At 58.4% G+C, this 23,988-nt stretch carries 26 protein-coding genes and 1 pseudogene; 10 read left to right on the forward strand and 17 right to left on the reverse strand.

The genetic code is table 11. The annotated features are described in order from the left end of the window. Window positions 1-24: 24 nt before the first annotated feature. From NVB75_RS13760 to NVB75_RS13820, 13 genes are all read right to left on the reverse strand, one after another. Entirely contained in the window at window positions 25-531 is a 507-nt protein-coding gene (locus NVB75_RS13760; protein WP_258347615.1) for a phage major tail tube protein, read from the reverse strand. Beyond that, window positions 531-1,697 carry a tail protein gene (locus tag NVB75_RS13765; RefSeq protein WP_010170109.1) on the reverse strand — a complete coding sequence of 389 codons (1,167 nt, stop codon included), beginning with the start codon at window positions 1,695-1,697 and terminating at the stop codon, window positions 531-533. Before NVB75_RS13765 ends, NVB75_RS13760 begins: the two co-directional genes overlap by 1 nt. A gap of 2 nt (window positions 1,698-1,699) precedes the next feature. Beyond that, the gene (locus tag NVB75_RS13770; protein ID WP_003208665.1) at window positions 1,700-1,873 is read right to left on the reverse strand and encodes a hypothetical protein; all 174 of its coding nucleotides are present in this window, start codon (window positions 1,871-1,873) and stop codon (window positions 1,700-1,702) included. An 89-nt stretch (window positions 1,874-1,962) separates the two neighbouring features. Next, complete coding sequence (locus NVB75_RS13775; protein WP_258347617.1) at window positions 1,963-2,223, reverse strand: tail fiber assembly protein; 261 nt, start codon at window positions 2,221-2,223, stop codon at window positions 1,963-1,965. Then, window positions 2,223-2,840, reverse strand: coding sequence for a hypothetical protein (locus tag NVB75_RS13780; RefSeq protein WP_258347619.1), 618 nt, complete (start codon window positions 2,838-2,840; stop codon window positions 2,223-2,225). The genes NVB75_RS13775 and NVB75_RS13780 overlap by 1 nt, the downstream gene beginning before the upstream one ends. Before the next feature lie 80 nt (window positions 2,841-2,920). After that, window positions 2,921-3,463, reverse strand: coding sequence for a hypothetical protein (locus tag NVB75_RS13785; protein WP_258347621.1), 543 nt, complete (start codon window positions 3,461-3,463; stop codon window positions 2,921-2,923). Then, a complete protein-coding gene (locus NVB75_RS13790) occupies window positions 3,460-4,098 on the reverse strand; it encodes a phage tail protein I (protein WP_258347622.1) in 639 nt (212 codons plus the stop codon). Before NVB75_RS13790 ends, NVB75_RS13785 begins: the two co-directional genes overlap by 4 nt. Then, window positions 4,095-5,090, reverse strand: coding sequence for a baseplate J/gp47 family protein (locus tag NVB75_RS13795; RefSeq protein ID WP_258347624.1), 996 nt, complete (start codon window positions 5,088-5,090; stop codon window positions 4,095-4,097). The genes NVB75_RS13790 and NVB75_RS13795 overlap by 4 nt, the downstream gene beginning before the upstream one ends. After that, window positions 5,087-5,419 (reverse strand): phage baseplate protein, encoded by a 333-nt coding sequence (locus tag NVB75_RS13800; RefSeq protein ID WP_010170122.1) that lies wholly within the window; start codon window positions 5,417-5,419, stop codon window positions 5,087-5,089. The genes NVB75_RS13795 and NVB75_RS13800 overlap by 4 nt, the downstream gene beginning before the upstream one ends. Window positions 5,420-5,431: 12 nt before the next feature. Next, window positions 5,432-6,040, reverse strand: coding sequence for a phage baseplate assembly protein V (locus NVB75_RS13805; protein ID WP_258347626.1), 609 nt, complete (start codon window positions 6,038-6,040; stop codon window positions 5,432-5,434). Between the two features lie 3 nt (window positions 6,041-6,043). Next, a complete protein-coding gene (locus tag NVB75_RS13810) occupies window positions 6,044-6,559 on the reverse strand; it encodes a hypothetical protein (RefSeq protein WP_258347628.1) in 516 nt (171 codons plus the stop codon). Between the two features lie 22 nt (window positions 6,560-6,581). After that, a complete protein-coding gene (locus tag NVB75_RS13815) occupies window positions 6,582-6,920 on the reverse strand; it encodes a phage holin family protein (protein WP_017480135.1) in 339 nt (112 codons plus the stop codon). Between the two features lie 595 nt (window positions 6,921-7,515). Then, a complete protein-coding gene (locus NVB75_RS13820; protein ID WP_258347630.1) occupies window positions 7,516-8,250 on the reverse strand; it encodes an XRE family transcriptional regulator in 735 nt (244 codons plus the stop codon). Window positions 8,251-8,392: 142 nt separating this feature from the next. On the opposite strand from NVB75_RS13820, the gene NVB75_RS13825 reads away from it, so the two are divergent. The 4 genes from NVB75_RS13825 (at window position 8,393) to fdxA (ending at window position 12,593) form a co-directional block, all read left to right on the forward strand. Next, the gene (locus NVB75_RS13825) at window positions 8,393-9,145 is read left to right on the forward strand and encodes a zeta toxin family protein (protein ID WP_258347632.1); all 753 of its coding nucleotides are present in this window, start codon (window positions 8,393-8,395) and stop codon (window positions 9,143-9,145) included. Then, window positions 9,145-9,315 (forward strand): hypothetical protein, encoded by a 171-nt coding sequence (locus tag NVB75_RS13830; RefSeq protein WP_003208685.1) that lies wholly within the window; start codon window positions 9,145-9,147, stop codon window positions 9,313-9,315. Before NVB75_RS13825 ends, NVB75_RS13830 begins: the two co-directional genes overlap by 1 nt. A gap of 232 nt (window positions 9,316-9,547) precedes the next feature. After that, window positions 9,548-12,127 carry a DNA mismatch repair protein MutS gene (gene mutS / locus NVB75_RS13835; RefSeq protein WP_258347634.1) on the forward strand — a complete coding sequence of 860 codons (2,580 nt, stop codon included), beginning with the start codon at window positions 9,548-9,550 and terminating at the stop codon, window positions 12,125-12,127. A gap of 142 nt (window positions 12,128-12,269) precedes the next feature. Next, window positions 12,270-12,593 (forward strand): ferredoxin FdxA, encoded by a 324-nt coding sequence (gene fdxA, locus NVB75_RS13840; protein ID WP_003208688.1) that lies wholly within the window; start codon window positions 12,270-12,272, stop codon window positions 12,591-12,593. A 495-nt stretch (window positions 12,594-13,088) separates the two neighbouring features. On the opposite strand, the gene apbC is transcribed toward fdxA, so the two are convergent. Continuing rightward, window positions 13,089-14,183 carry an iron-sulfur cluster carrier protein ApbC gene (apbC, locus tag NVB75_RS13845; RefSeq protein ID WP_258347635.1) on the reverse strand — a complete coding sequence of 365 codons (1,095 nt, stop codon included), beginning with the start codon at window positions 14,181-14,183 and terminating at the stop codon, window positions 13,089-13,091. A gap of 172 nt (window positions 14,184-14,355) precedes the next feature. On the opposite strand from apbC, the gene metG reads away from it, so the two are divergent. From metG to NVB75_RS13865, 4 genes and pseudogenes are all read left to right on the forward strand, one after another. After that, window positions 14,356-16,407 (forward strand): methionine--tRNA ligase, encoded by a 2,052-nt coding sequence (gene metG, locus NVB75_RS13850; RefSeq protein WP_258347636.1) that lies wholly within the window; start codon window positions 14,356-14,358, stop codon window positions 16,405-16,407. 121 nt (window positions 16,408-16,528) lie between these two features. After that, window positions 16,529-17,356, forward strand: a pseudogene (gene rsxB / locus NVB75_RS13855) (electron transport complex subunit RsxB); the annotation flags it as partial. A 144-nt stretch (window positions 17,357-17,500) separates the two neighbouring features. After that, complete coding sequence (gene nth, locus NVB75_RS13860; protein WP_010170146.1) at window positions 17,501-18,139, forward strand: endonuclease III; 639 nt, start codon at window positions 17,501-17,503, stop codon at window positions 18,137-18,139. Between the two features lie 107 nt (window positions 18,140-18,246). Beyond that, window positions 18,247-18,432 carry a PA3496 family putative envelope integrity protein gene (locus NVB75_RS13865; RefSeq protein WP_017480127.1) on the forward strand — a complete coding sequence of 62 codons (186 nt, stop codon included), beginning with the start codon at window positions 18,247-18,249 and terminating at the stop codon, window positions 18,430-18,432. Between the two features lie 71 nt (window positions 18,433-18,503). On the opposite strand, the gene NVB75_RS13870 is transcribed toward NVB75_RS13865, so the two are convergent. From NVB75_RS13870 to NVB75_RS13880, 3 genes are all read right to left on the reverse strand, one after another. Beyond that, complete coding sequence (locus NVB75_RS13870; RefSeq protein ID WP_003208698.1) at window positions 18,504-19,136, reverse strand: response regulator transcription factor; 633 nt, start codon at window positions 19,134-19,136, stop codon at window positions 18,504-18,506. 657 nt (window positions 19,137-19,793) lie between these two features. Continuing rightward, on the reverse strand, window positions 19,794-21,011 hold the full coding sequence (locus NVB75_RS13875) for an argininosuccinate synthase (protein WP_003208700.1): 1,218 nt from the start codon (window positions 21,009-21,011) through the stop codon (window positions 19,794-19,796). Between the two features lie 129 nt (window positions 21,012-21,140). Further along, window positions 21,141-22,049: an OmpA family protein gene (locus tag NVB75_RS13880; protein ID WP_258347640.1), complete on the reverse strand. Its 909-nt coding sequence runs from the start codon at window positions 22,047-22,049 to the stop codon at window positions 21,141-21,143. Window positions 22,050-22,205: 156 nt separating this feature from the next. Between NVB75_RS13880 and pyrC the strand changes: the two genes are divergently transcribed. Together pyrC and rnt are read left to right on the forward strand one after the other, a co-directional pair. Next, complete coding sequence (pyrC, locus tag NVB75_RS13885; RefSeq protein WP_003208703.1) at window positions 22,206-23,252, forward strand: dihydroorotase; 1,047 nt, start codon at window positions 22,206-22,208, stop codon at window positions 23,250-23,252. Then, the gene (gene rnt, locus NVB75_RS13890; RefSeq protein WP_076015417.1) at window positions 23,249-23,926 is read left to right on the forward strand and encodes a ribonuclease T; all 678 of its coding nucleotides are present in this window, start codon (window positions 23,249-23,251) and stop codon (window positions 23,924-23,926) included. The genes pyrC and rnt overlap by 4 nt, the downstream gene beginning before the upstream one ends. The last annotated feature ends 62 nt before the right edge of the window (window positions 23,927-23,988 follow it).

The following is a 23,988-nucleotide window of genomic DNA, read 5'->3' on the forward strand; positions in this document are numbered from 1 at the left end:
GCGGGAAAACCCGCTCCCGGGGACTTACGGCATCAGCACCGCGCGACGGGCATCACCGAGGATGTCGACACCGTTGAGTACGAACTTCTGGGTGCGCACGTCGATGTCGATTACCGGGATGCCGTTTTCCAGGCGGTTGTAGGTGCGGCAGGAGAACTCCAGGGTGATGGCGGGTTTTTCGCCCATCTTCAGCGTTGTCTCGGTCAGCGTTTTCAGCTTGCCGCCGATGGTGTGGTAGGTGAAATAAGTCTTGCCATCCTGGTCCTGGCCGGCTTCACGCACGTTCAGCAAAATGTCGTCGCCCAGGCGCACGCCCAGGGCAAGCATGATTTCCGGACCCGCGCCTTGCAGCTCCAATGTGGCGTTGAGCACTTTGGCGCTTTTGGCCATTTCTTCGGCGATGAAACGTCCGCCGGTCATCATTTCCATGTCGAAGTCGATCTTCGGCGGTGCGAACGAGGTGACCGTCGCCGACAACGGCAGGCCTTGGAGGGTGGCCGCCATGGCCTGTCTGATTCGGTTGGTAAACATTAGAGAACGTCCTCCAGGAACTGCTCGATGATTTCATCGCGGGCGTTGAGTTGATAAATCATGTGTTCGTTCGGCGCGTAGCGGCCGTAGTCGATGACGATGAACCAGGTGCCGTTCTTGTACTTCTCGACACTGTTCAATTCCGGGTGCAGGTACACGCTGCCGCCAGGAATGGTTTCGTCGGCCACCAGGGTTTGCAGCCAGTCGTTGATGCGCTTGACCTCCTGGTCCATGAACGACTTGGTGAGGTTCTTGGCCATGGCTTTCTGGCCGGCCTTGACCAGCTTGCGGCTGATCGCATCTTCCAGGCCCACGTAGCTGATGAACTTGCCGGTAATGGAGCGGTTACCCAGCAGCGAGAAACCGCCGAGGATGGTGCGGGCGTAGTAGCTCACGCCGTAGCGGTTAAGCAGGTCGCCTTCGGTGGAGGTGTCGAGGATGTTGTACTCAACCACGCGGGACACGTCTTCGGCGAAGGTCACCTGATTGCCCGGGCTTTCCCACTGCTTGACCTTGGCCAGTGCAGCGATGGCCAGGGACGACGGCGCCAGGAACACGTTTTTCTTCGCAGCCTTGGAGTACACCGACGGCATGTTGTGCACCAGCAGGCAACGGTCGAAACCGAGGTCGGCACCGCCCAGTTCGCCGCTGTAGGTCACCTGGTCGGCGACGGTTGCGTCCTTGCCATCCAGCACCACACGGGCCTTGATGCGTTTGCCGAAGGAGGCGAATTCGCCGGCCACGGCTTTGGTGCCGGTGAAACCCGGGGCGCCGATGATGGTCAGGTCTTCGGGGACGCTGGCCAGGGCGGCAAGGCCCAGTTTGCGGCCGGTGACCGGCTCTTCACCGCCGATTACGTTATTGAGGGTGTCGGCCGGGGTGGTGCCCTCGTCGACGATCACTACGTAGACCGGCACCTTGACCACTTTGAGGATCTGGTACACGGCGTGGAACAGCGTGCCGGTTTCAGCGCCAGTCGGGTCCAGCAGTGCCTGGGTGGTGAAGCTGTTGATGCGGAACGGAGCGTTTTTCGGGATCGACGCATGAGCATTGGGGGCGGTGCCGACCAGGCCGATGACGTTATCGCCCAGGCCACCCATGGCCTCGGGGGATTCGGTGGCATTCACGGTGATGCCGTTGTGTTCGAAGTTCAAAACCTCAGCCATGGTTAGTCAGCCTTCTTGGGGGTGGAGTTGAGGACGCTGGTGAGTTCCAGGCGGCCAGCGGTGCGCAGGGCGGATGCTTCGACGTCCAGCAGTTCCAGTTCCTCGCCGGCGGTAGACCAGTGGCCGTTGCCGGTGGGGAATGGAATGAGGACGGTGTAGGTTTGGCGGTTGAACATGAGTGGAATTCTCCGGGTGGAAAATGCCAAAGCCCCTGCGAGAGGGGCTTTGGGCTGGCGAAAAAAAACCGCTTTCGCGGTGGATATCGTTACTTGAGAAAGCCAGGTTTTTCTGGCCATACAACTGTGAAGGGATCGCCTATATCTTGCGGGACATCCCGCAACAGTTTGCGGTAAGCAGCGACTTCGGCTCGCTGAGTTTCGCTCAGAGGGCTGTCCTGCACTTGGGTATGGTCGGTTTCTCTCAACAGTTGATCGCGACGGACACGAATGGAAGACCACTCCAAACACTCAAGACCTTCTTTGCTGGGAATATGAGATGGCATCAGCGTAATAAGTGCTTCAGTCATTAGAAAACCACCGTAGGGGAAAGGGAAAGTTTCGACTTGATCTCACCAACTTTGATCGCGCGATAGCCACCAATCTGCATAGTGTCAATTCGCAACGATGTCACATAGACATTGGGGATTTTAATCCGGCAGATGGCATTGCCAGCCGTATCTGCATAAATAGCGGGTGCAAACTTCCCAAAGCAAGATTGATTTATGACCGCACGCTGAGGTGCATACACATACCCCGCAAATGTTTCGTCCAACACCAACGAGCTGCCATAACTATAACCACGAATATTGAGCCAGAACATCTGGTCATCCGTATTGATGGAGAATGGCAACTTGAAGTGGGCATAAACCTCCATCGAGGATCCAAGATCGGTCGCGGTCATACCGCCGGAAGCACCGACGTCATAAGGCGCTCCCGTACCCCAGATCAGCCCTTGGAACACACTCATCAACAATGTTCCGGGGGCACCGGGCTCTCCGATTACATCTTTAAGTGCACGATACTGATCAAATTCCGCGCGGGCTTGATCCATTCGTTTATCAATATCGCCAATCTTGCCATTTACGGCGGTGGTCAGGTTATTGGAGGCCTGAACCAAGTTGGCTATCTGCGTTTCCGTACTCAAAATAGAAGCTCCTTTATTTTGTCATTCTCAGACCACTCAGTACCGGCAATTAACCATAACTAAAGAGGCCCGCCCAATATCTAGTTCACAACCCTAGCGTCTTCCAACTTCATTACACGAAACAAAACCCCCAGATGGCGAGCCATATTATCAATATTGGCTGTAGCCACAGCGGCCAGTTCTTCTGCAATTAAAATATTGAGATTTTCCATACCCACTATTACCGTGACACTATCGACCGGCAGTGGTGTCAGGTCCAGCGTGAACTTTTGCAATACACGGGCCGCGGCCGCTTTGTAGGTGAGCAGTTTCCCGGCAACGGAATAAATTGCCAGCAAGGTCCCGCTGGCCAGATAGAACCCAAACTCTCCAATCTCATACTCAGCCTCGCCGTCAAAAAGCGCGGCCATTCTGAGTTGTTGATTACCCAGGTCTTCGTAATCGGCAATTGCTACCCGCTGGCGTTCATCCCGCAAGGCAATCTCACTGCCGTCGGGGTTATAACGGCCAGTCCCGGCGCCTATATGGGTAATTTCACCTTTCAAACCCTGGTTTTTTGCCTGCAACACTTCACCCAAACCTTTGGAGGTGAAGCGCACCAGGCGCGTAATGTCTTCTGTCATGGCTGCGCCCTGAGGTCGTAATCGTTAATGGTGTAGTACCGGGCCACCCCAGTACTGTGAAGTCGGGCGCCAAGCACCAGTTCAGGCAGCGCCCCCGCAAGAGAAATTTCACTGTCGCAAAGCGCAGCATGAGCAACACCGCTCATCGCCAGCCCACCAGCCGTCTCGTGCACGATGGTGATGGTGGCCAGGTCCCGCTCGCTCTTGGCCGCGTTGATGCGGCGGATCAAACGGTTGTGATCGCCACTGGACCAACTGCGACCGATGATTGCCTGCACATCAAAGGTGTAAGGCAGACCGGTTGGCCGCTGTTGATACCAGGCGCTGATGTTGGGGGTGAATCCCAGTGACTCAACCGCGTAGCTCAGCGCCTTGGGCGTACCGGCCTGACGTTGGATCTGCCAGGACAAGGCCACGGTGAGGCGCTTCTCAGACTCGCTGGCAGCGGCGTCCCATTCACTGACGCCGCGATCAGCGGCCAGATAGGGAAGGAACTCAACCGGCGTTTGCAGCGGGTTCATCAAGGCGGGAAAGGGTGGCGTCACCCGGTCAAGCAACTGCCCGAAACCCAAGTCCAGTGCCTTCTCCAACGGCGAACTGTTGGCGGGCAGCAAGCTGCCTTTTGTCTCGTTCATAGCGTGCGCACCTCCACCTCGACACCCGTGCAATACGGCGCCTGGAACGCCGTGGTGACGATCGGCTCCAGCGGCTCAAGGATTTGCAGTTGCGCAGCGCCCGCCGAGTGGATGGCGTAGTCGATCCAGCTCGGGTCCACCCGCCCTTCCAGGCGATGGCAAGACTCTGCATAGTCTTGCAGCAGTTTCTGGGCGGCGACTTGAGTGAGCCCGGAGTCCGGGCCGGCGTTGATCTTTGCCACCACGCGGATTTTGTAACGCAGGATTTGTGCGCCCTGCACCGAGACGAGATCCGTTTCCGGTCGCACATCAGGCCGGGCGAAATGCCGGCGTACGCCGTCGAGTAGATCCGCAGAGGGTGTGCCATCCCCGTCTCGGGACAGAACGGTGACCATCACTTCGCCAGGCGCGGTTCGACGGCCGTTGCCATCCTTGACCCGCGCCGCGTAGCCGTCCGGGTCGAAGGTATAAGTGACCGTTACCACACCCGGCGTAGCACTTTGCACTTTCACCGATGGACGCTCACCGAGGGTGAAAACCTCCCGGCGATACTGCATCCGCGAGCCTGCAGCCGGAGCGTGGGGCGCCAGGTAATAACGCAACCGGGCGTCGTCGTCGCTCTCCAACGTCGGCGGCACGGGCGGGAAAGCCGCCGGGTCACCAGGGTCGAGCACTTGACGCTCCAGGCCCATGTCGGCAAGGCGTGCATCGAGGTTACTGCCGGTGGCCCACCACGCCAGCATCTGCTTGATGCGGGCGTTGTATTTACGCTCGTGGGTTTGCAGGCGAACGCAAAAAGCTTCCAGCGCCAACGTCAGCAGCTCGCTTTCGTTCTCCAGGCTGACCTTCAGCTTGGCGGCATTTTCGGGCGCACGAGTCGAGACGTAATCAACGACAAATGCCTTGAATTCTGCCAACAGTGGCTCGAATTCATCGACGGCAATGATCGCTGGCTCAGCCAACTGGTTCTGGCCGGGTATCAGCATGCTCATGTCACCACCTCGAAGGTTTGTTTGCGGTTTTTCCAGGTGCCGGCGAAGCGCAGCAACAGGCCGGCGCCCTGGCGGTTGGCGACGATGACTTGCGGCTCGAAATCGGCGATGCCGTTCTGCGGGTTGTAGAACGCCTGGGCGGCATGGCTCTGGGCGAGAATCAGCAGGTCATCGCCGAGGTTTTGCCCAAGCAGTTGCGGGATCATCGAGCCGTACAGCGGGCGCTTCTGGCGAGTGCCCAAGGGAGTGGTCAGCGCTCGGGTGGCGCGCTGGACGAATTGCAGCCAGTCATCGACGGCCGCCCCGGTGTTCCGATCGATTCCGATCATGGGATGTCCTTATCAGGGGCTGATGACTCGGCCTTGGTGGTCCACCACCGGGCCGCTGAAGTGCGCGCCGCCGGCATCCAGCAACAGACGGGTACCACCGACTTGCAGCGTGATGCTCTGGGCATTCATCGTCAGGCTGGCGGCGCCGACCTTGACGTTGACCTGCTCGCGGGAACCGGTGAACGTGGTCGGGCCGTTGATCCAGTTGAAGGTATGGCTGGCGTCGTCGTAGTCGCTTTGGGTGCCGTCTTGATGGCGGCGCCGGGTCAGTGACGGAACGCTGGAGACCGCCGGAAAACGGTCGCTGTTCAAGCCGAACAAGGCCACCGATTGCGCTCCGCCCTCCCCGCCGCCGTAGTTGAGCAGCAAGCATTGCTCGCCCACGGACGGGATGCGGGTTTCCGTCTGCGCACCGGCGCTGGGGTTGAAAAAGCGAATGGCTGGGGTGAGCAGTTCGCCGTGGCTGACCTTGCAGGTATTGCTGGCGGCGTCGACCTCCTGGCACACGCCGATGCGGCAGAAACTTTCAGCGCGTCGATACAGGTCTTCGAGCTGGTTTTCCATTTCCGCCAGTCGCTCGACAATCGGCCCCAGTTGCATGCGTAACAGCGCGTCGAACATGGGCTACTCCGTCAGCGGCTTGTATTGGTCGGGGTCGTCGATGTTCGAGACTTCCCAGGTGCAGGCGAACAGTGGTTTGCCTGTGGGATCGTTGAGCAACGGCGGTCCGATATAGAGGGTTTGGGTGAAGCTGACGGTCCAGGTGTCGTAGTCCGTTTCTGCGGTGGTGCCTATTGAGGGCGCAGCGACGATATTGCTCGGCAGGTCGCACTGCTCCTGCGGCAGGTTCCAGCGGTTATCCAACACCAGGTCCATCAGTTGGCTGGCTAGGTCGCAGGCATCAAAGGGCAAGGCACCTGGGGCAACCATAGCCTTGAGTGAAATTCCCAGAGCGTGGGCCTTGCGCCCTTCGCGGGAGCGAATGCCGGGGCCATTGCCTTCGACCGTGATCAACACACCGGTGTTATCCGTTGTGCCCTGGAAGTCCTGATGATTGCCGACCTTCAGATTCGGAAAGGCAACGCGCAACGCCTCGTTGATGGCCTGGGGCAGTTGGGAGGGTTTTTCGATGAGTGTCATTTAAGTCGCGTCCTTGCAACGGTTACTGCGGGTCCCGGCCGGGACCTTCGTTGACGCCGATGCGCTTGGCTGCCCAGCGTTCATAAAGGCCGATGGCCACGTCGGCGCCGGCCATGGCGGTCAGGCAACCAATGGCGCCGGCCGTCCAGATCGACATGCCGGCGGCGTAGCACAGCATCAGGGCTGACACCCCGCACACCATGCAGGCCCCGGAACGCAGGGCCAGGCGCCGCACCAGCGACCAACCGCGGGCGCCCTCCTTGTCGGCGCGCCACATTTCTCCGGAGACACCGCCGATCAGGGCCAGTGCGATCACTAACCAGATAGGCATTTCCGCTAACGCTTGCTGCTCGTTTGTCATGTCACGCCTCCTGGCTGAGCATTACCGGCGCAGTGCCGGGTTTTGGGTAATTCCATTTATAGGTAGGCATTCCAAAAAGCCCGGTTGCCCGGGCTTTTCAGTAATGCTGTCCTCGAACTTTCGGCGCTACTGGCGCGGTACGGTTCTTTCCTCAATGTTTTTCCGACCACGATCCCTGTCTGCCGGATAACTGCTTCTGGTGCTTTACGCTGCACACCCGGGCCAGTTGCCAACCCTCTGAACCGTTAAGGCCGGTTCATCGCTGCCTGTTCTTGAAGCGGTTTGAAACTAAAGAGCGTCGGCATCCTTGCCGGTGTTGCCTGGCATCCGTGCCATCGCTTCGATGGCGTCCTTGCCGGTGTTGCGTAACGTCCTTGTCTTCCTTGGCAGCATCCTTGCCGCCTCCACCAGGCCTTCTTGGCTGGCTTGAGATGAAGAATATGCATGTATGCATATACAGTCAATGCACAAATGCATTTATTTTTGCAGTGCATATGCATGGATGCATTCGCAGCCTTATGGGCAAAGGGTTTGGTGGTTTTGCAAGGACGAAAAAAAGCCCGCTCATTGGCGGGCTTTGTCTTACGAAGAAGGGTTAGCGGGCGTACATGCCCCACCAGAAGACGTGACCGAGGATGCTGATCTGCTCATCCTGGATGTCCTGGAAGCTGTAGTCCTCATCCGGGTGTTCATCGCGGTTGAAGCTACGCAGGCGAATCCCCGAAGGCAGGCGATAGAGCTGTTTCACCCGCAGTTGGCCATTGTGGTTGATGGCATACAGGTCGCCGTCGACGATGTCACCAATCCCGCACTTGCCGGCGTTGACGCCGACGGTCGCGCCGTCACGCAGCACCGGCAACATACTGTTGCCACGCACCGTGACGCACTTGGCCTGGTCGAACTGCACACCGTTATGCCGCAGGCTGCGCTTGCCGAATCGCAGGCTGGCCTTCTCGCTTTCCTCGATGACGAATCTTCCTGATCCAGCAGCCAATTCAACCTCGCGCAGAAAGGGGATCGACACCTCGTCATCATTAACGGGCGTGTCGTCGTCCCACAGGCTTATGTCCTTGAGTTCCGAATGCATCGGGTCACGCTCGTCCGACCGCGCCGGCACCAGCCCTGCGCGCCCGCGCAGCTGATCGGTGCTGACCTGAAAGTAATCGGCGATGCGTGAGATGTGCTTGTCCGACGGATCAACGATCTTGCCGCTGAGGATCCGGGACAACGTGGATTGAGGCACGCCAGTACGCCGGTGAAGCTCCGTGGGGGAGATCCGGTCGCGGTCCAGCAGCTCTCTTAAGACGATAGAAACGTTGCGTTTTTGCATAACGCGGATAGTGCAGGCAGTTTTGATGCTTGGCAAATGCTAATTTGCATATTTAATGCATTGATTGCAGATTTTTACCTAACCATTTGTGGTCTGCCTCGCATGCTAACCTGCGCCTATCGGAAAAATGCTGGGTTTGTTGATGACGCACTTTGCAGATCCAATCAGAAAAGTCATGACGCACTCAGAGCAGGAAGTCTCAGACGAAGCGCTGCGCTTTGCTCGCTCAAACAAGAAAATGATTGCCAGGCGTCTGACCGACAAAGCTATCTATCCTCCGGAAGAGGCGCCTGTATCGGTCTACATGGCCGGCTCACCGGGTGCAGGAAAAACCGAGGCATCAATCGCGCTCGTGAATCTTTTTGCCGACACCCCGATCCTTCGAATTGACCCCGATGAGCCTCGTAGCGAATTTGTTGCCTATACCGGCGGTAACTCCTGGTTATTCCAGAGAGGGGTTTCTATTTTGGTGGAGAAGATTCTGGATCTTGCGATGGACCAACAGCAGTCGTTCCTTCTTGACGGAACATTTTCAAACATTGATGTTGCCAGGCGGAATGTGGATCGTTCCTTAAGAAAAGGCAGGTTCGTACAGATTCTGTACGTCTACCAGGATCCGATGCTCGCTTGGGACTTCGTCAAAGCTCGCGAAGAAGCAGAAGGAAGAAGGATTCGTAAAGAGCATTTCATCGACCAGTACTTTGCCGCACGTGACGTCGTCAACGCACTTAAGCTAGAGTACGGCGGCGATATCCACGTGGATTTGCTGCTCAAGCACATTGACAACTCGGGACGATTGTACGAAGCCGGTGTCGAAAAAATTGACTACCATATTCCTGAGCGACACACGCGGGCCGATCTTGAGGCCAGACTCGGGCAACCATCAGGAGCGTAATGATGATTTCGATTAAGCTGGGCTTGACCAAAGGTGCAAAAAGCCCCTTTGCCGACTTTATTCGTAACGCTAAATCTGATCAAAAAAAGCGCGTATACAGCGAAGTGCTGACCGAAGCGACCAAACAGCAGAACCTTGTATTGATGGCAGCTGAGGCAAAACGAGCCTGACATCTACTAAGGCACTGCAATAAAGAACCCGACCCAGCGTCGGGTTTTTTTATTGATCAACCGAATCCGTTCTGCCTTGGTTTCTATCGTAAACCATAGGACAAACACATCGTTTATAAGGCTCGTAGCGAGAATTCAACATCGTATAGCCGCCCACAATGCATAAAAAATCAATGTACCATTAGCCTATTTACCCTTGCCAAAAATCGACAGGAAGAGCTGAACCCCGCGTATGACCGACCTTTCCAGCCACACCCCGATGATGCAGCAGTACTGGCGCCTGAAAAACCAGCACCCTGATCAGTTGATGTTCTACCGCATGGGCGACTTCTACGAGATCTTCTATGAAGACGCGAAGAAGGCCGCCAAGTTGCTGGACATCACCCTGACCGCACGCGGGCAGTCGGCCGGGCAGGCGATTCCGATGTGCGGGATTCCTTATCATTCGTTGGAAGGTTACCTGGTCAAGCTGGTGAAGCTGGGCGAGTCGGTGGTGATCTGTGAGCAGATCGGCGACCCGGCCACCAGCAAGGGCCCGGTGGAACGCCAGGTGGTGCGCATCATTACGCCGGGTACAGTGAGTGATGAGGCGCTGCTGGATGAGCGTCGCGACAACCTGATCGCGGCGGTGCTGGGGGATGAGCGGCTGTTCGGCCTGGCGGTGCTGGACATCACCAGTGGCAATTTCACGGTGTTGGAAATCAAGGGCTGGGAAAACCTGCTGGCGGAACTGGAGCGCGTCAACCCGGTGGAGTTGATGATTCCGGATGACTGGCCAAAGGACCTGCCGGCGGAACGTCGTCGTGGGACCAAGCGTCGCGCGCCGTGGGATTTCGAGCGTGATTCAGCGCTGAAAAGCCTGTGCCAGCAATTCTCCGTGCAAGACCTCAAGGGCTTCGGTTGCGAGACTCTGACCCTGGCCATCGGCGCTGCCGGTTGCCTGCTGAGCTATGCCAAGGAAACCCAGCGCACCGCCCTGCCGCATTTGCGCAGCCTGCGCCATGAACGTCTGGACGACACCGTGGTGCTCGATGGCGCCAGCCGTCGCAACCTTGAACTGGACACCAACCTGGCGGGCGGTCGCGACAACACCCTGCAATCGGTGGTCGACCGTTGCCAGACCGCCATGGGCAGCCGCTTGCTGACCCGCTGGTTGAACCGTCCGCTGCGGGATTTGACCGTGCTGCAAGCCCGTCAAACTTCTATTACGTGCCTGCTGGATCAATACCGCTTTGAAAAGCTGCAACCGCAGCTCAAGGAAATCGGGGATATCGAGCGGATCCTGGCGCGGATCGGCCTGCGCAACGCGCGGCCCCGCGACCTGGCACGCCTGCGGGATGCCCTCGGCGCCCTGCCACAACTGCAAGCGGCGATGACGGAACTGGAAGCGCCGCACCTGCAGCAGCTTGCCGTCACCACCAGCACCTACCCGGAACTGGCGGCGCTGCTGGAAAAAGCCATCATCGACAACCCGCCCGCGATCATCCGTGACGGTGGCGTATTGAAGACCGGTTACGACACCGAGCTGGACGAACTGCAATCCCTGAGCGAGAACGCCGGGCAGTTCCTGATCGACCTGGAAGCCCGCGAAAAAGCCCGCACGGGCCTGGCCAACCTGAAAGTCGGCTACAACCGCGTGCACGGCTACTTTATCGAGTTACCGAGCAAGCAGGCCGAGCAGGCGCCGATCGATTACCAGCGTCGCCAGACCCTCAAGGGCGCCGAGCGCTTTATCACCCCGGAACTTAAAGAGTTCGAAGACAAGGCGCTGTCGGCCAAAAGCCGCGCCCTGGCTCGGGAGAAGATGCTCTACGAGGCCTTGCTCGAAAGCTTGATCGACAAGCTGGCGCCGTTGCAGGATACAGCCGCCGCCCTGGCCGAACTGGATGTACTGAGCAACCTGGCCGAGCGTGCCCTGAACCTTGACCTGAACTGCCCGCGGTTTGTCAGCGAGCCGTGCATGCGCATCGTGCAAGGTCGCCACCCGGTGGTGGAGCAGGTTCTGACCACACCGTTCGTCGCCAACGATCTGTCGCTGGACGACGACACCCGCATGCTGGTGATCACCGGTCCGAACATGGGCGGTAAATCCACCTACATGCGTCAGACCGCATTGATCGTACTGCTGGCGCATATCGGCAGTTTCGTGCCGGCGGCCAGTTGCGAACTGTCCCTGGTGGACCGCATCTTCACCCGGATCGGCTCCAGCGATGACCTGGCCGGTGGCCGTTCGACCTTTATGGTGGAAATGAGCGAAACCGCCAACATCCTGCACAACGCCACCGAGCGCAGCCTGGTGCTGATGGACGAAGTGGGCCGCGGCACCAGCACCTTCGACGGCCTGTCCCTGGCCTGGGCGGCGGCCGAGCGATTGGCGCACCTGCGGGCGTATACGCTGTTCGCGACGCATTATTTCGAGCTGACCGTGCTGCCGGAAAACGAGCCGCTGGTAGCCAACGTGCACCTCAATGCCACCGAGCACAACGAGCGTATCGTGTTCCTGCACCACGTGTTGCCCGGGCCGGCGAGCCAGAGTTACGGCCTGGCCGTGGCGCAGTTGGCGGGCGTACCAAGTGAGGTGATCACTCGCGCCCGCGAACACCTGAGCCGCCTGGAAGAAACCGCCCTGCCCCACGAGATTCCCGTGGCCAGCCCGGCCAAAGCCAGCAACAAACCCAGCGCGCCACACCAGAGCGACATGTTCGCCAGCCTGCCTCATCCGGTGCTGGATGAGTTGGCTAAGCTTGACGTGGACGACTTGACCCCGCGAAAAGCGCTCGAAATGTTATATGCACTGAAGACTCGGATATAACGCAGACGCGTGCAAGCTGGTAGACTCTCGCGCGGTTTGGGATGCTGCGGGCTTTTAGCCTGGCCTGCAGACTATCGCTCCCGAACCTCGCGAGCCCTGCCACAAAGGGTTTCGCTGCCGCCGCCTGAGGAGAAAATTAGAAATGACCTTCGTCGTCACCGACAACTGCATCAAGTGCAAGTACACCGACTGCGTAGAAGTGTGTCCGGTGGACTGCTTCTACGAAGGCCCGAACTTCCTGGTCATCCACCCGGACGAGTGCATTGACTGCGCCCTGTGTGAGCCAGAATGCCCGGCCGTCGCGATTTTCTCCGAGGACGAAGTCCCGGCAGAAATGCAGGAATTTATTCAGTTGAACGTTGAGCTGGCGGAAATCTGGCCGAATATCACTGAGCGCAAAGACCCGATGCCGGATGCGGCGGAGTGGGATGGCAAGAAAGGCAAGATTGCAGACCTCGAGCGCTGATAGCGTCGATGCCCTCTAAAAGGCCCCTTGCGGGCCTTTTTGCATTTCTGCGGGACAGGTTTCACTTTTCTACAGGCAAAAAAAGGGGCGGTATGACCCGCCCACATTTTTTCCCTAGTCCCTGTGTTCCTTTTCATCATCCTGATGAATCGCATCCTGCGAGGTTCCCTGAGTCATCGTTCCGTGATGACTGTGTCAATCCGTGGACACAGGACTGATCTTAGAGAGTTCCCGGGGAAGTTCAACGGGATCCAAATCGCAGAGCTACAAGTTTGCGTGCTCGTTCAATAAAAAATAATTGTTATATTTCAAATAGATAGAAATATAGGCAATCAATTCAAGACGTCTGCACCGACGAAAAAACCCAAACACTTACGAAAAAGTAAGTGAATGCTTACACCAGCAATTACGTAAAAGGGTAACAGGCGGACCCTGGGTATTCGCCAGGCAAGAAAAAGCCCCGACACCGTCGAGGCTTCTTTCCCGTCAGGTGGATCAGTCGTCGCTGACAGTGATGGTCGGCATCGCCTGGGCCTCAGCTTCCTGAAGTACGATCCGCGCGCCTACGTGGCGGGCCAGCTCCTGGTAAACCATGGCAATCTGACCATCGGGCTCGGCAACCACCGTCGGCTTGCCACCGTCAGCCTGCTCTCGAATCCCCATCGACAGCGGCAACGACGCCAGCAGTTCAACCCCGTACTGGGTCGCCAGCTTCTCGCCGCCGCCTTCACCGAACAGATGCTCGGCGTGGCCGCAGTTGGAGCAGATGTGCACCGCCATATTTTCCACAACGCCCAGTACCGGAATGTTGACCTTGCGGAACATCTCCACGCCCTTGCGGGCATCCAGCAGCGCCAGGTCCTGCGGCGTAGTGACGATCACCGCGCCGGCCACCGGCACTTTCTGCGCCAGGGTCAGCTGGATATCACCGGTGCCTGGTGGCATGTCGATCACCAGGTAGTCCAGGTTGCCCCAATCGGTCTGGGTGACCAGTTGCAGCAATGCACCGGAAACCATCGGGCCGCGCCAGACCATCGGCGTGTTGTCGTCGGTCAGGAAGGCCATGGACATCACTTCCACGCCATGGGATTCAATCGGCACGAACCATTTCTGGTCCTTGATCTTCGGCCGGGTGCCTTCAGCGATACCGAACATCACGCCCTGGCTCGGGCCATAGATGTCAGCGTCGAGAATCCCGACGCGCGCGCCTTCGCGGGCCAGGGCCAGGGCCAGGTTGGCGGCGGTGGTGGATTTGCCCACGCCGCCCTTGCCGGAGGCCACGGCGACCACGTTCTTGACGTTGGCCAGGCCCGGGATCTGCGCCTGGGCCTTGTGCGCGGCGATCACGCACTGGATGTCGACCTTGGCCGAGCTGACGCCGTCCAGGCCTTCGATGGCCATTTGCAGCATCTGCGCCCAGCCGCTCTTGAACAGCCCGGCGGCATAGCCCAGTTCAAGCTGGACCGAAACCTTGTCACCCTGCACGTCGATGGCGCGTACGCACCCGGCGCTGACAGGGTCCTGGTTCAGGTAGGGGTCGGTGTATTGGCGAAGAACGGCTTCCACCGCTGCGCGATTGACGGCGCTCATGGGCTACTCCCGAAAAAAGACTGACTAAAACAGGCGGCTATCCTAACCGTTCCAGCGCCTTAGCGGCACGCTTTTGGCCGTCGGGAAAATCCTGAAACAGCCGCACGGGGTGAAATAAATTTCCCGGCGCTTTATAGTGGCCGACCTCCGTTTCATCAAGTAGCCGAGCCCCATGTCCGAGCCACGCAAGATCCTCGTCACCAGCGCCCTGCCCTATGCCAATGGTTCTATCCACCTTGGCCATATGCTTGAGTACATCCAGACCGATATGTGGGTGCGCTTCCAGAAGCATCGCGGCAATCAATGCATTTATGTCTGCGCGGACGACGCCCACGGTTCGGCCATCATGTTGCGCGCCGAGAAGGAAGGCATCACCCCGGAACAACTGATCGCCAACGTCCAGGCTGAACACAGCGCCGACTTTGCCGAGTTCCTGGTGGATTTCGACAACTTCCACTCGACCCACTCCGAAGAAAACCGCGAGCTGTCGAGCCAGATCTACCTGCGCCTGAAGGATGCCGGGCACATTGCCACGCGTTCAATCACCCAGTATTTCGACCCGGAAAAGAAAATGTTCCTGGCCGACCGCTTCATCAAGGGCACCTGCCCGAAATGCGGCACTGAGGACCAGTACGGCGACAACTGCGAAAAATGCGGCGCCACTTACGCGCCTACCGACCTGAAGGATCCGAAGTCGGCCATCTCCGGCGCCACCCCGGTGCTCAAGGATTCCCAGCACTTCTTCTTCAAGCTCCCGGATTTCCAGCAAATGCTGCAAGCCTGGACCCGCAGCGGCACCCTGCAGGACGCCGTGGCGAACAAGATCGCCGAATGGCTGGACGCCGGCCTGCAGCAGTGGGACATCTCCCGCGATGCGCCGTACTTCGGTTTTGAAATCCCGGGCGAACCAGGCAAGTACTTCTATGTATGGCTGGACGCGCCGATTGGCTACATGGCCAGCTTCAAGAACCTGTGCGACCGTACGCCGGAGCTGGACTTCGACGCGTTCTGGGCCAAGGACTCCACTGCCGAGCTGTATCACTTCATCGGCAAGGACATCGTCAACTTCCACGCGCTGTTCTGGCCGGCGATGCTCGAAGGTTCGGGCTACCGCAAGCCTACCGGCATCGCGGTTCACGGCTACTTGACGGTGAATGGCCAGAAGATGTCCAAGTCCCGTGGCACCTTTATCAAGGCGCGCACCTACCTGGACCATCTGTCGCCGGAATACCTGCGCTACTACTACGCGTCCAAACTGGGCCGTGGCGTCGACGACCTGGACCTGAACCTGGAAGACTTCGTACAGAAGGTCAACTCGGACCTGGTGGGCAAGGTCGTCAACATCGCCAGCCGTTGCGCCGGTTTTATCCACAAGGGCAACGCCGGTGTGCTGGTGGCGGAAAACGCCGCGCCGGAGCTGACCGACGCGTTCCTGGCCGCTGCCCCGAGCATCGCCGACGCCTATGAAGCCCGCGACTTTGCCCGCGCCATGCGCGAGATCATGGGCCTGGCCGACCGTGCCAACGCCTGGATCGCCGACAAGGCGCCGTGGTCGCTGAACAAACAGGAAGGCAAGCAAGCCGAAGTCCAGGCCATCTGCGCCACGGGCGTCAACCTGTTCCGCCAGTTGGTGATCTTCCTCAAGCCGGTACTGCCACTACTGGCGGCCGACGCAGAGGCGTTCCTCAACGTGCCGCCGCTGACCTGGAACGACCACGCGACCTTGCTCAGCAACCATCAGTTGAATGAGTTCAAGCCGCTGATGACCCGTATCGATCCGGTAAAAGTCCAAGCCATGACCGATGCTTCGAAAGAAGACCTCGAGGCCAGCAAGACCGACACTGGCGATGCAGCACCTGCCGGCAATGGCGAGCTGGCAAAAGATCCGCTGTCGCCAGAAATCGACTTCGACGCCTTCGCTGCGGTGGACCTGCGGGTGGCTCTGATCATCAAGGCCGAAGCCGTGGAAGGCGCTGACAAGCTGCTGCGCCTGACCCTGGACATCGGTGACGAGCAACGCAACGTGTTCTCCGGGATCAAGAGCGCCTATCCGGATCCGTCCAAGCTCGATGGTCGCCTGACCATGATGATCGCCAACCTCAAGCCACGGAAAATGAAGTTCGGTATCTCCGAAGGCATGGTGATGGCGGCCGGTCCTGGCGGTGAAGAGATCTACCTGTTGAGCCCGGACAGCGGCGCCAAGCCGGGTCAGCGCATCAAGTAACATCGGCTGACTGCCCCATGGTCTCGGCCATGGGGCGGTTTCAGCTAGTACCCCCTCCTCGCTTGCCGGATAATCGGATTCTGTTTGCTGTCGGCCCGTTGTTGGCTGTGGCTTTTCCGGGTTCCAACGCAATGATCAAACCATGAGCCTGATTCAACGTATCGACGCCCTGCTGCCGCAAACCCAATGTGGCAAATGTGGGCATCCTGGCTGCAAGCCCTACGCAGAAGGCATTGCCCAGGGCGAGGCGATCAACAAGTGCCCACCGGGCGGCCAGGAAACCATTGCCGGCCTGGCGCACCTGTTGAAGCTCCCGGTGCTGGAACTGGACACGTCCCGAGGCGAGGCGCCCGCGCAGATCGCGTTTATCCGTGAAGCGGAGTGCATCGGCTGTACCAAATGCATTCAGGCTTGCCCGGTGGACGCTATCGTCGGTGCTGCCAAATTGATGCATACGGTGATTATCGACGAGTGCACGGGCTGCGACCTGTGTGTGGCACCTTGCCCGGTTGATTGCATCGAAATGCGTCCGTTGACCACCGTGGTGCCGATTGTCGGCGGGCTGGCCTCCAGTGATCATGAGCGCCAGGCACGCAGCCTCAAGCGCGATCGGGCCCGGCGGCGGTTTGAACAGCGCAACGCGCGGCTGCAACGCGAGGAGGAACAGAAACTTGCCGAACGCCTGGCACGCACCCAGCGCGCTGCCCCGGTGGCTGCGGCGACGGAGAACCCGGTCCAGGCCGCCATTGAGCGGGTTCGTGCACAAAAAGCCGCCGCGATGGACGCGGCCTTGAAGAAGGCCAAGATCAACCTGGCCATGAGCCGTGCCCAATTGCACAAATCGTTGAAAGCCTTTGGTCACCCGCCGACCTTTGAACAGCAGTCGCAGTTGATCATCCTGCAACAACACTTCGAAACAGCAGAGCAGGCGCTTGCGGCACTGGTAGCGGCCGATGCTCGCACTTGAAGCCCTTGATCATCAGCCGCACGTGATGAAGCGTGTACTGCGGGTGACCGCCGCGTTTATCCTGCTCGGGTTATTGGGCTCGTTTTTCGTAACCACACTGACTGTCTGCAAGGAACCGCTCGCCCCATGAACGCCGCAAAACGCCTGGAAATTTTCCGTCGGCTTCACGAAGACAACCCGGAACCAAAAACCGAACTGGCCTATTCCTCGCCGTTCGAGTTGCTGATCGCCGTGATTCTCTCGGCCCAGTCCACAGACGTCGGCGTCAACAAGGCCACGGCCAAGTTGTATCCCGTAGCCAATACTCCGGAGGCAATCTACGCGCTTGGGGTTGAAGGGTTGTCCGAGTACATCAAGACCATTGGCCTCTACAACAGCAAGGCGAAGAATGTCATCGAAACCTGTCGACTGCTGGTGGAGTTGCACGGCAGCGAAGTGCCGCAGACGCGGGAAGCCCTGGAAGCGCTTCCAGGCGTAGGCCGAAAAACCGCCAACGTGGTACTCAACACGGCATTTCGCCAATTGACCATGGCGGTGGACACGCACATCTTTCGGGTGAGCAACCGTACCGGGATTGCCCGCGGAAAGAACGTGGTGGAGGTGGAAAAACAATTGATGAAGTTTGTGCCCAAGCCCTATCTGCTGGATTCACATCACTGGCTGATCCTTCACGGACGCTATGTCTGCCAGGCCCGCAAGCCGCGCTGTGGCAGTTGCCGCATCGAAGACCTATGTGAATACAAGGAAAAGACTTCCGACGATTGAGCCATCATTGCTTTTATTGATGAGTCGATTGAAAAAATCTTTTTTACCAGGCTCAAGATTATCGTTATAAGGAGCGCCAACGGCAGTCTTAGCCTGGAGTTAACCTTATGAGCACTGGCAAAGAACAACTGGATGTAGAAGACGACGTTGTTGGCGCTGAATCCGACGATGAGGCAGCAGAAACACCGGTAGAGGTGGCCAAGACCAATTTGAGCAAACGCCGCACCATCGACAACCTTCTGGAAGAGCGGCGCCTGCAAAAACAGTTGGCCGATTACGACTTCGATCTCTAATCGCCCCAACGAAAAACAGAAGCCTCCCTTACGGAGGCTTTTTTCTGACTGCCTATAAGTGTGTGGCCGGCCTACACCAACCCGTTGCGCTGGGCCAGTTCGATCAAGTCCACCAGGGAGCGTGCGTTGAGCTTGAGGAGCAAGCGCGTCTTGTAGGTGCTCACGGTTTTGTTGCTCAGGAACATGCCATCAGCGATCTCCTTGTTGGTTTTACCGCGGGCCAGTTGCTGCAGCACCATCATCTCCCGGCCGGACAAGCGCTCGACCATGTCCGCTTCGCTGGCGTTACCCATTGTGGAGCGCACCGAGTTCAGTGCCTGGTTGGGGAAGTAGCTGTACCCGCACAGCACCGCCTTGACCGCGCTCAATAGCTCGGTGAGGTCCTGCTGCTTGCACACATAGCCCGCAGCGCCCGCCTGCATGCACCGCATGGAGAAATGCCCGGGCGCCTGGGACGTCAGCACCAGCACTTTGAAGGGGTGGGCCTGTTTGGTAGATGACAGCCGGCATATAACTTCCAGGCCATCGAGTTTGGGAATTCCGATATCCAGTATGACTATGTCCGGCATATGCTCCCGTGCAAGTTGCAAGGCATCGACACCGTTATCGGTCTCGGCAACGACCTCATAACTATGACGTTCCATTAGCATACGCACAGCAAGACGAATGACGGGATGATCATCCACGATCAGCACTTTATTCATGGGCAAGTCCAATTTCGCTGTTCGAATTATTAAGAGCAAGCACAATAGCCTAGTCGTTTCCCGCTTGGCATAGCGCTCCCCCCCAAGCAACAGCAAGCAGAGACCCAACCCACAAAGACATAGGATTTAACCTACAAAAAAACGCCAGTGCGGAGGTGTCCAGTTTTGTTGAGGCTTTCAGAACTTTCCGAGTACCAACATATTTTGAGTGAAAATTCCCAGGGTTACGGGGGGCGGGGTAAACGTGCCGCACACAAGTTTCAGGAAATGCCCCTTGTGCCTTATCAGAAGGCCTGCAAATTCGGGCTGAAAGGCACTTTTTAAAAGTTCCATTCGACATAATCAATAACGCTCCATAAATCCTACAGGCATGTCAGCATCTGACATATTCGCGGTACATTTCTGAGTGAAATTTCTGTAGTACATAGTTCCTACACACAAGAAAAAAACCCACTTTCAACAATGCACCACTTATCGAGCGAAATTAATAAACATTGCCCCCCGTATAAACATAAACACTCCACACCACCGCCTTAAGCACACGGTTTTTTTGAACTGAACAATAAACACTGCATCGCCCCTATGGACTCCAGGTGTATTTTCAGCCCAAAAAAAATGGCCCCTAACGGGACCATTTTTCATTGCCACTTAAAACACTCAGAACAACTTGCGACCTTTGTTGGCCGCAATGCGCATGCGCAACGCGTTCAGCTTGATGAAGCCTGCCGCGTCTGCCTGGTTGTACGCGCCGCCATCTTCTTCGAAGGTGGCGATATTGGCGTCGAACAGCGACTCGTCGGACTTGCGACCGGTCACGATCACGTTGCCCTTGTACAGTTTCAAGCGCACAACGCCGTTCACGTGGACCTGGGAAGCGTCGATCATCTGTTGCAGCATCAGACGCTCCGGGCTCCACCAGTAGCCGGTGTAGATCAGGCTGGCGTACTTGGGCATCAGCTCGTCTTTGAGGTGGGCCACTTCACGGTCCAGGGTGATGGACTCGATGGCGCGGTGAGCGCGCAGCATGATGGTGCCGCCCGGGGTTTCGTAGCAACCACGGGACTTCATGCCCACGTAACGGTTCTCGACGATGTCGAGGCGGCCGATACCGTGTTCGCCACCGATACGGTTCAGGGTCGCCAAGACGGTGGCCGGTGTCATTTCGACGCCGTCCAGCGCGACGATGTCGCCGTTGCGGTAGGTCAGTTCCAGGTACTGAGCCTTGTCAGGAGCGTTCTCCGGGGAGACGGTCCACTTCCACATGTCTTCTTCGTGCTCGGTCCAGGTGTCTTCCAGCACGCCGCCTTCATAGGAGATGTGCAGCAAGTTGGCGTCCATCGAGTACGGGGACTTCTTCTTGCCGTGACGCTCGATCGGGATGGCGTGCTTTTCAGCGTAGTCCATCAGCTTTTCACGGGACAGCAGGTCCCACTCACGCCACGGAGCAATGACTTTTACGCCTGGCTTCAAGGCATAGGCGCCCAGTTCGAAACGCACTTGGTCGTTGCCCTTGCCGGTGGCGCCATGGGAAATGGCGTCAGCGCCGGTTTCGTTGGCGATTTCGATCAGGCGCTTGGCGATCAGCGGACGTGCGATGGAAGTACCCAGCAGGTACTCGCCTTCGTAGACAGTGTTGGCGCGAAACATCGGGAAAACGAAATCGCGGACGAACTCTTCGCGCAGGTCGTCAATGTAGATCTCTTTCACGCCCATGGCTTGCGCCTTGGCACGTGCAGGTTCGACCTCTTCGCCCTGACCCAGGTCAGCGGTGAAGGTCACCACTTCACAGTTATAAGTATCCTGCAGCCACTTGAGGATCACCGAAGTGTCCAGGCCGCCGGAATACGCGAGAACGACCTTGTTTACGTCGGCCATGCCATCACTCCACGGGGTTGTACGGAAAGGCGTCGATTCTACCGACCAAAACCGTGAATTTACAGAGGCGCGACAGCAAATGAAGATAAAGCGACAGATTATGTCGAGCGGGCGACGAAACGCCCCACCTTATGAGGTGGCGGCGGCGTTGCCTGGCGCTTTGGCTTGGGGCGCCGGTTTTTCGGGGGCTGCCACCCGTTCGAGTTGAATATTCACCCGACGGTTTTTCGCCCGGTTGGCCGGGTTGGTGTTCGGCGCCAACGGGTAGCTTTCACCATGGAAACGCAAGGTAATCTGCGATTCATCGATGCCATTGGCCTTGAAGTAGTCCATCACCGCCAATGCTCGACGCCGCGATACATCGCGGTTGGTCAGGCGATTGCCGCTGTTGTCGGAGTGGCCGTTCAACTCGATGTGGTTAACCGTCGGGTCGGCTTTCATGAACTCGATAATCACCGAGAGCTTTTTCTTGGCCGCCGCATCCAGTTCGATGCCACCGCCCGGGAAACCCACTTCGGTCTGTTTGACCTGCTCGAAATTCATCGGCAGCAGCTTGGTGGTGCACAGCTGATAGTCGTTGTAGGCCTTGTTGAATTTCACCGGCAACAGGCGAATCTCGGAATACCCGCCGTCGCGCCCATAGTGCCGCACCGTCGGGCTACGACCTTCGAGCAAGCCGGTGAACAAGCGCCCGGCCTGAGCCTGGGAGCTGTTAAACAGTACATCACCATTACCAACGCGCACCGCGCCGAGGTTGATATCACCACGCCCCGGCTGCCATGGCGCGGCGGCCGCCAGCAGGGTTGCGGAACCGGCGCCAAACGAACCGTTAAAGGCTTTCAGACGAAACGTCGCCTGCTCGCCGGCCCGGCGCACGAACTCGCCCGAGCCGAAATCGGTGATCGGCTGGCTCAAGCGGCACTCGAATTTATCGCCCTCCACCTTCCACTCAATATTCTCCAGACGTGTCTGGAACGTGAGGGCCATCGCGGGCAGGCTGGCAAACACACTGAGCAGGGCTAGATAATGCTGGCGCACGGGAGGCTCCACTGGTTTCTACAACACATCAAGGCGTCATACATCGTTAAGGCATACCCAGGGATATCGGTCGTATCCTGCAAAACTTGATAGCGAGTGCCTGCAAGAGTCTTTTCCGGTAGCATTCCCACCAGATTGACCCGCCTGGAATCCCCAATGTCCGACCGCCTGACCCTGCTGCGTCCCGACGACTGGCATATTCATCTTCGAGATGGTGCTGCGTTGCCCCAAACCGTGGCCGATGTAGCGCGCACGTTTGGCCGCGCCATCATCATGCCTAACCTGGTACCTCCGGTGCGTAACGCCGCGGAAGCCGATGCCTATCGCCAGCGCATTCTTGCTGCACGACCGGCCGGTAGCCGCTTCGAACCGTTGATGGTGCTGTACCTGACCGACCGCACCCAGCCCGAAGAAATTCGCCAGGCCAAAGCCAGCGGTTTCGTGCACGCCGCCAAGCTGTACCCGGCCGGAGCGACCACCAACTCCGATTCCGGCGTCACCAGTATCGACAAGATCCTGCCGGCCATCGAAGCCATGGCGGAAGTGGGCATGCCGTTGCTGATCCACGGTGAAGTCACCCGTGGCGATGTCGATGTATTCGATCGTGAAAAGATCTTCATCGACGAGCACATGCGTCGTGTGGTCGAGTTGTTCCCGACCCTGAAGGTCGTGTTCGAACACATCACCACCGCCGATGCCGTGCAGTTCGTCACCGAGGCTTCGGCTAACGTCGGCGCGACCATCACCGCGCATCACCTGTTGTACAACCGCAACCACATGCTGGTGGGCGGGATTCGGCCGCACTTCTATTGCCTGCCGATTCTCAAGCGCAACACGCACCAGGTGGCGCTGCTCGATGCCGCCACCAGTGGCAGCGAGAAATTTTTCCTCGGTACCGACTCCGCGCCTCACGCCCAACACGCCAAGGAAGCCGCGTGTGGTTGTGCCGGTTGCTACACCGCGTATGCGGCGATCGAGTTGTATGCCGAAGCGTTCGAACAACGCAACGCCCTGGACAAGCTTGAAGGGTTCGCCAGCCTCAACGGCCCGCGTTTCTACGGCCTGCCGGCGAATACCGACCGCATTACCCTGGTCCGTGAAGACTGGACCGCCCCCACCAGCCTGCCGTTTGGCGAGCTGACCGTTATCCCGCTGCGCGCCGGTGAAACACTGCGCTGGCGCCTGCTGGAGGAACACCCGTGAGTGAAGACCATTACGACGACGACCAGGAACACGGCGGCGGTGGTGGCGGTTCCCGTCACCCGATGGCCGAGCGTTTCCGTGGCTACCTGCCGGTTGTCATCGACGTAGAAACCGGCGGTTTCAATTGCGCCACTGACGCATTGCTGGAAATCGCCGCTACGACTATCGGCATGGACGAACAGGGTTTTGTGTTCCCGGAACACACCCACTTCTTCCGCGTCGAGCCGTTCGAAGGCGCCAATATCGAAGCGGCCGCCCTGGAGTTCACCGGGATCAAGCTCGATCACCCGTTGCGCATGGCAGTCAGTGAAGAAGCAGCGTTGACCGACATCTTCCGTGGTGTGCGCAAGGCCTTGAAGGCCAATGGCTGCAAGCGCGCGATCCTGGTGGGTCACAACAGCAGCTTCGACCTGGGCTTCCTCAACGCCGCTGTGACGCGCCTGGACATGAAGCGTAACCCGTTTCACCCGTTCTCCAGCTTCGACACCGCGACCCTTGCCGGCTTGGCCTATGGCCAGACCGTGCTGGCGAAAGCCTGCCAGGCGGCTGGTATCGACTTCGACGGTCGTGAGGCCCACTCGGCTCGCTACGACACCGAGAAGACGGCCGAGCTGTTCTGCGGCATCGTCAACCGCTGGAAACAAATGGGCGGCTGGGAAGACTTCGGCGACTGAAGCTGAATCCCGCGCATAAAAAAACCGGCCTTCTCAGGCCGGTTTTTTTGTCCCGCGAATCT

It is taken from the genome of Pseudomonas sp. CBS (assembly GCF_024734645.1).
In the GTDB taxonomy this organism is placed as follows: Bacteria; Pseudomonadota; Gammaproteobacteria; order Pseudomonadales; family Pseudomonadaceae; genus Aquipseudomonas.

What these genes read in the sequence shown, in the direction of transcription:
- NVB75_RS13810 (WP_258347628.1), bottom strand. Translation starts at nt 6,559, where the DNA reads ATGACACTCATCGAAAAACCCTCCCAACTGCCCCAGGCCATCAACGAG.
- NVB75_RS13825 (WP_258347632.1), top strand. Translation starts at nt 8,393, where the DNA reads ATGACGCACTTTGCAGATCCAATCAGAAAAGTCATGACGCACTCAGAG.
- fdxA (WP_003208688.1), top strand. Translation starts at nt 12,270, where the DNA reads ATGACCTTCGTCGTCACCGACAACTGCATCAAGTGCAAGTACACCGAC.
- NVB75_RS13770 (WP_003208665.1), bottom strand. Translation starts at nt 1,873, where the DNA reads ATGTTCAACCGCCAAACCTACACCGTCCTCATTCCATTCCCCACCGGC.
- NVB75_RS13815 (WP_017480135.1), bottom strand. Translation starts at nt 6,920, where the DNA reads ATGACAAACGAGCAGCAAGCGTTAGCGGAAATGCCTATCTGGTTAGTG.
- NVB75_RS13785 (WP_258347621.1), bottom strand. Translation starts at nt 3,463, where the DNA reads ATGACAGAAGACATTACGCGCCTGGTGCGCTTCACCTCCAAAGGTTTG.
- NVB75_RS13830 (WP_003208685.1), top strand. Translation starts at nt 9,145, where the DNA reads ATGATGATTTCGATTAAGCTGGGCTTGACCAAAGGTGCAAAAAGCCCC.
- NVB75_RS13870 (WP_003208698.1), bottom strand. Translation starts at nt 19,136, where the DNA reads ATGAATAAAGTGCTGATCGTGGATGATCATCCCGTCATTCGTCTTGCT.
- nth (WP_010170146.1), top strand. Translation starts at nt 17,501, where the DNA reads ATGAACGCCGCAAAACGCCTGGAAATTTTCCGTCGGCTTCACGAAGAC.
- NVB75_RS13800 (WP_010170122.1), bottom strand. Translation starts at nt 5,419, where the DNA reads ATGATCGGAATCGATCGGAACACCGGGGCGGCCGTCGATGACTGGCTG.
- NVB75_RS13795 (WP_258347624.1), bottom strand. Translation starts at nt 5,090, where the DNA reads ATGAGCATGCTGATACCCGGCCAGAACCAGTTGGCTGAGCCAGCGATC.
- NVB75_RS13775 (WP_258347617.1), bottom strand. Translation starts at nt 2,223, where the DNA reads ATGACTGAAGCACTTATTACGCTGATGCCATCTCATATTCCCAGCAAA.
- NVB75_RS13790 (WP_258347622.1), bottom strand. Translation starts at nt 4,098, where the DNA reads ATGAACGAGACAAAAGGCAGCTTGCTGCCCGCCAACAGTTCGCCGTTG.
- pyrC (WP_003208703.1), top strand. Translation starts at nt 22,206, where the DNA reads ATGTCCGACCGCCTGACCCTGCTGCGTCCCGACGACTGGCATATTCAT.
- NVB75_RS13765 (WP_010170109.1), bottom strand. Translation starts at nt 1,697, where the DNA reads ATGGCTGAGGTTTTGAACTTCGAACACAACGGCATCACCGTGAATGCC.
- apbC (WP_258347635.1), bottom strand. Translation starts at nt 14,183, where the DNA reads ATGAGCGCCGTCAATCGCGCAGCGGTGGAAGCCGTTCTTCGCCAATAC.
- mutS (WP_258347634.1), top strand. Translation starts at nt 9,548, where the DNA reads ATGACCGACCTTTCCAGCCACACCCCGATGATGCAGCAGTACTGGCGC.
- NVB75_RS13760 (WP_258347615.1), bottom strand. Translation starts at nt 531, where the DNA reads ATGTTTACCAACCGAATCAGACAGGCCATGGCGGCCACCCTCCAAGGC.
- NVB75_RS13805 (WP_258347626.1), bottom strand. Translation starts at nt 6,040, where the DNA reads ATGTTCGACGCGCTGTTACGCATGCAACTGGGGCCGATTGTCGAGCGA.
- NVB75_RS13820 (WP_258347630.1), bottom strand. Translation starts at nt 8,250, where the DNA reads ATGCAAAAACGCAACGTTTCTATCGTCTTAAGAGAGCTGCTGGACCGC.
- metG (WP_258347636.1), top strand. Translation starts at nt 14,356, where the DNA reads ATGTCCGAGCCACGCAAGATCCTCGTCACCAGCGCCCTGCCCTATGCC.
- NVB75_RS13875 (WP_003208700.1), bottom strand. Translation starts at nt 21,011, where the DNA reads ATGGCCGACGTAAACAAGGTCGTTCTCGCGTATTCCGGCGGCCTGGAC.
- NVB75_RS13865 (WP_017480127.1), top strand. Translation starts at nt 18,247, where the DNA reads ATGAGCACTGGCAAAGAACAACTGGATGTAGAAGACGACGTTGTTGGC.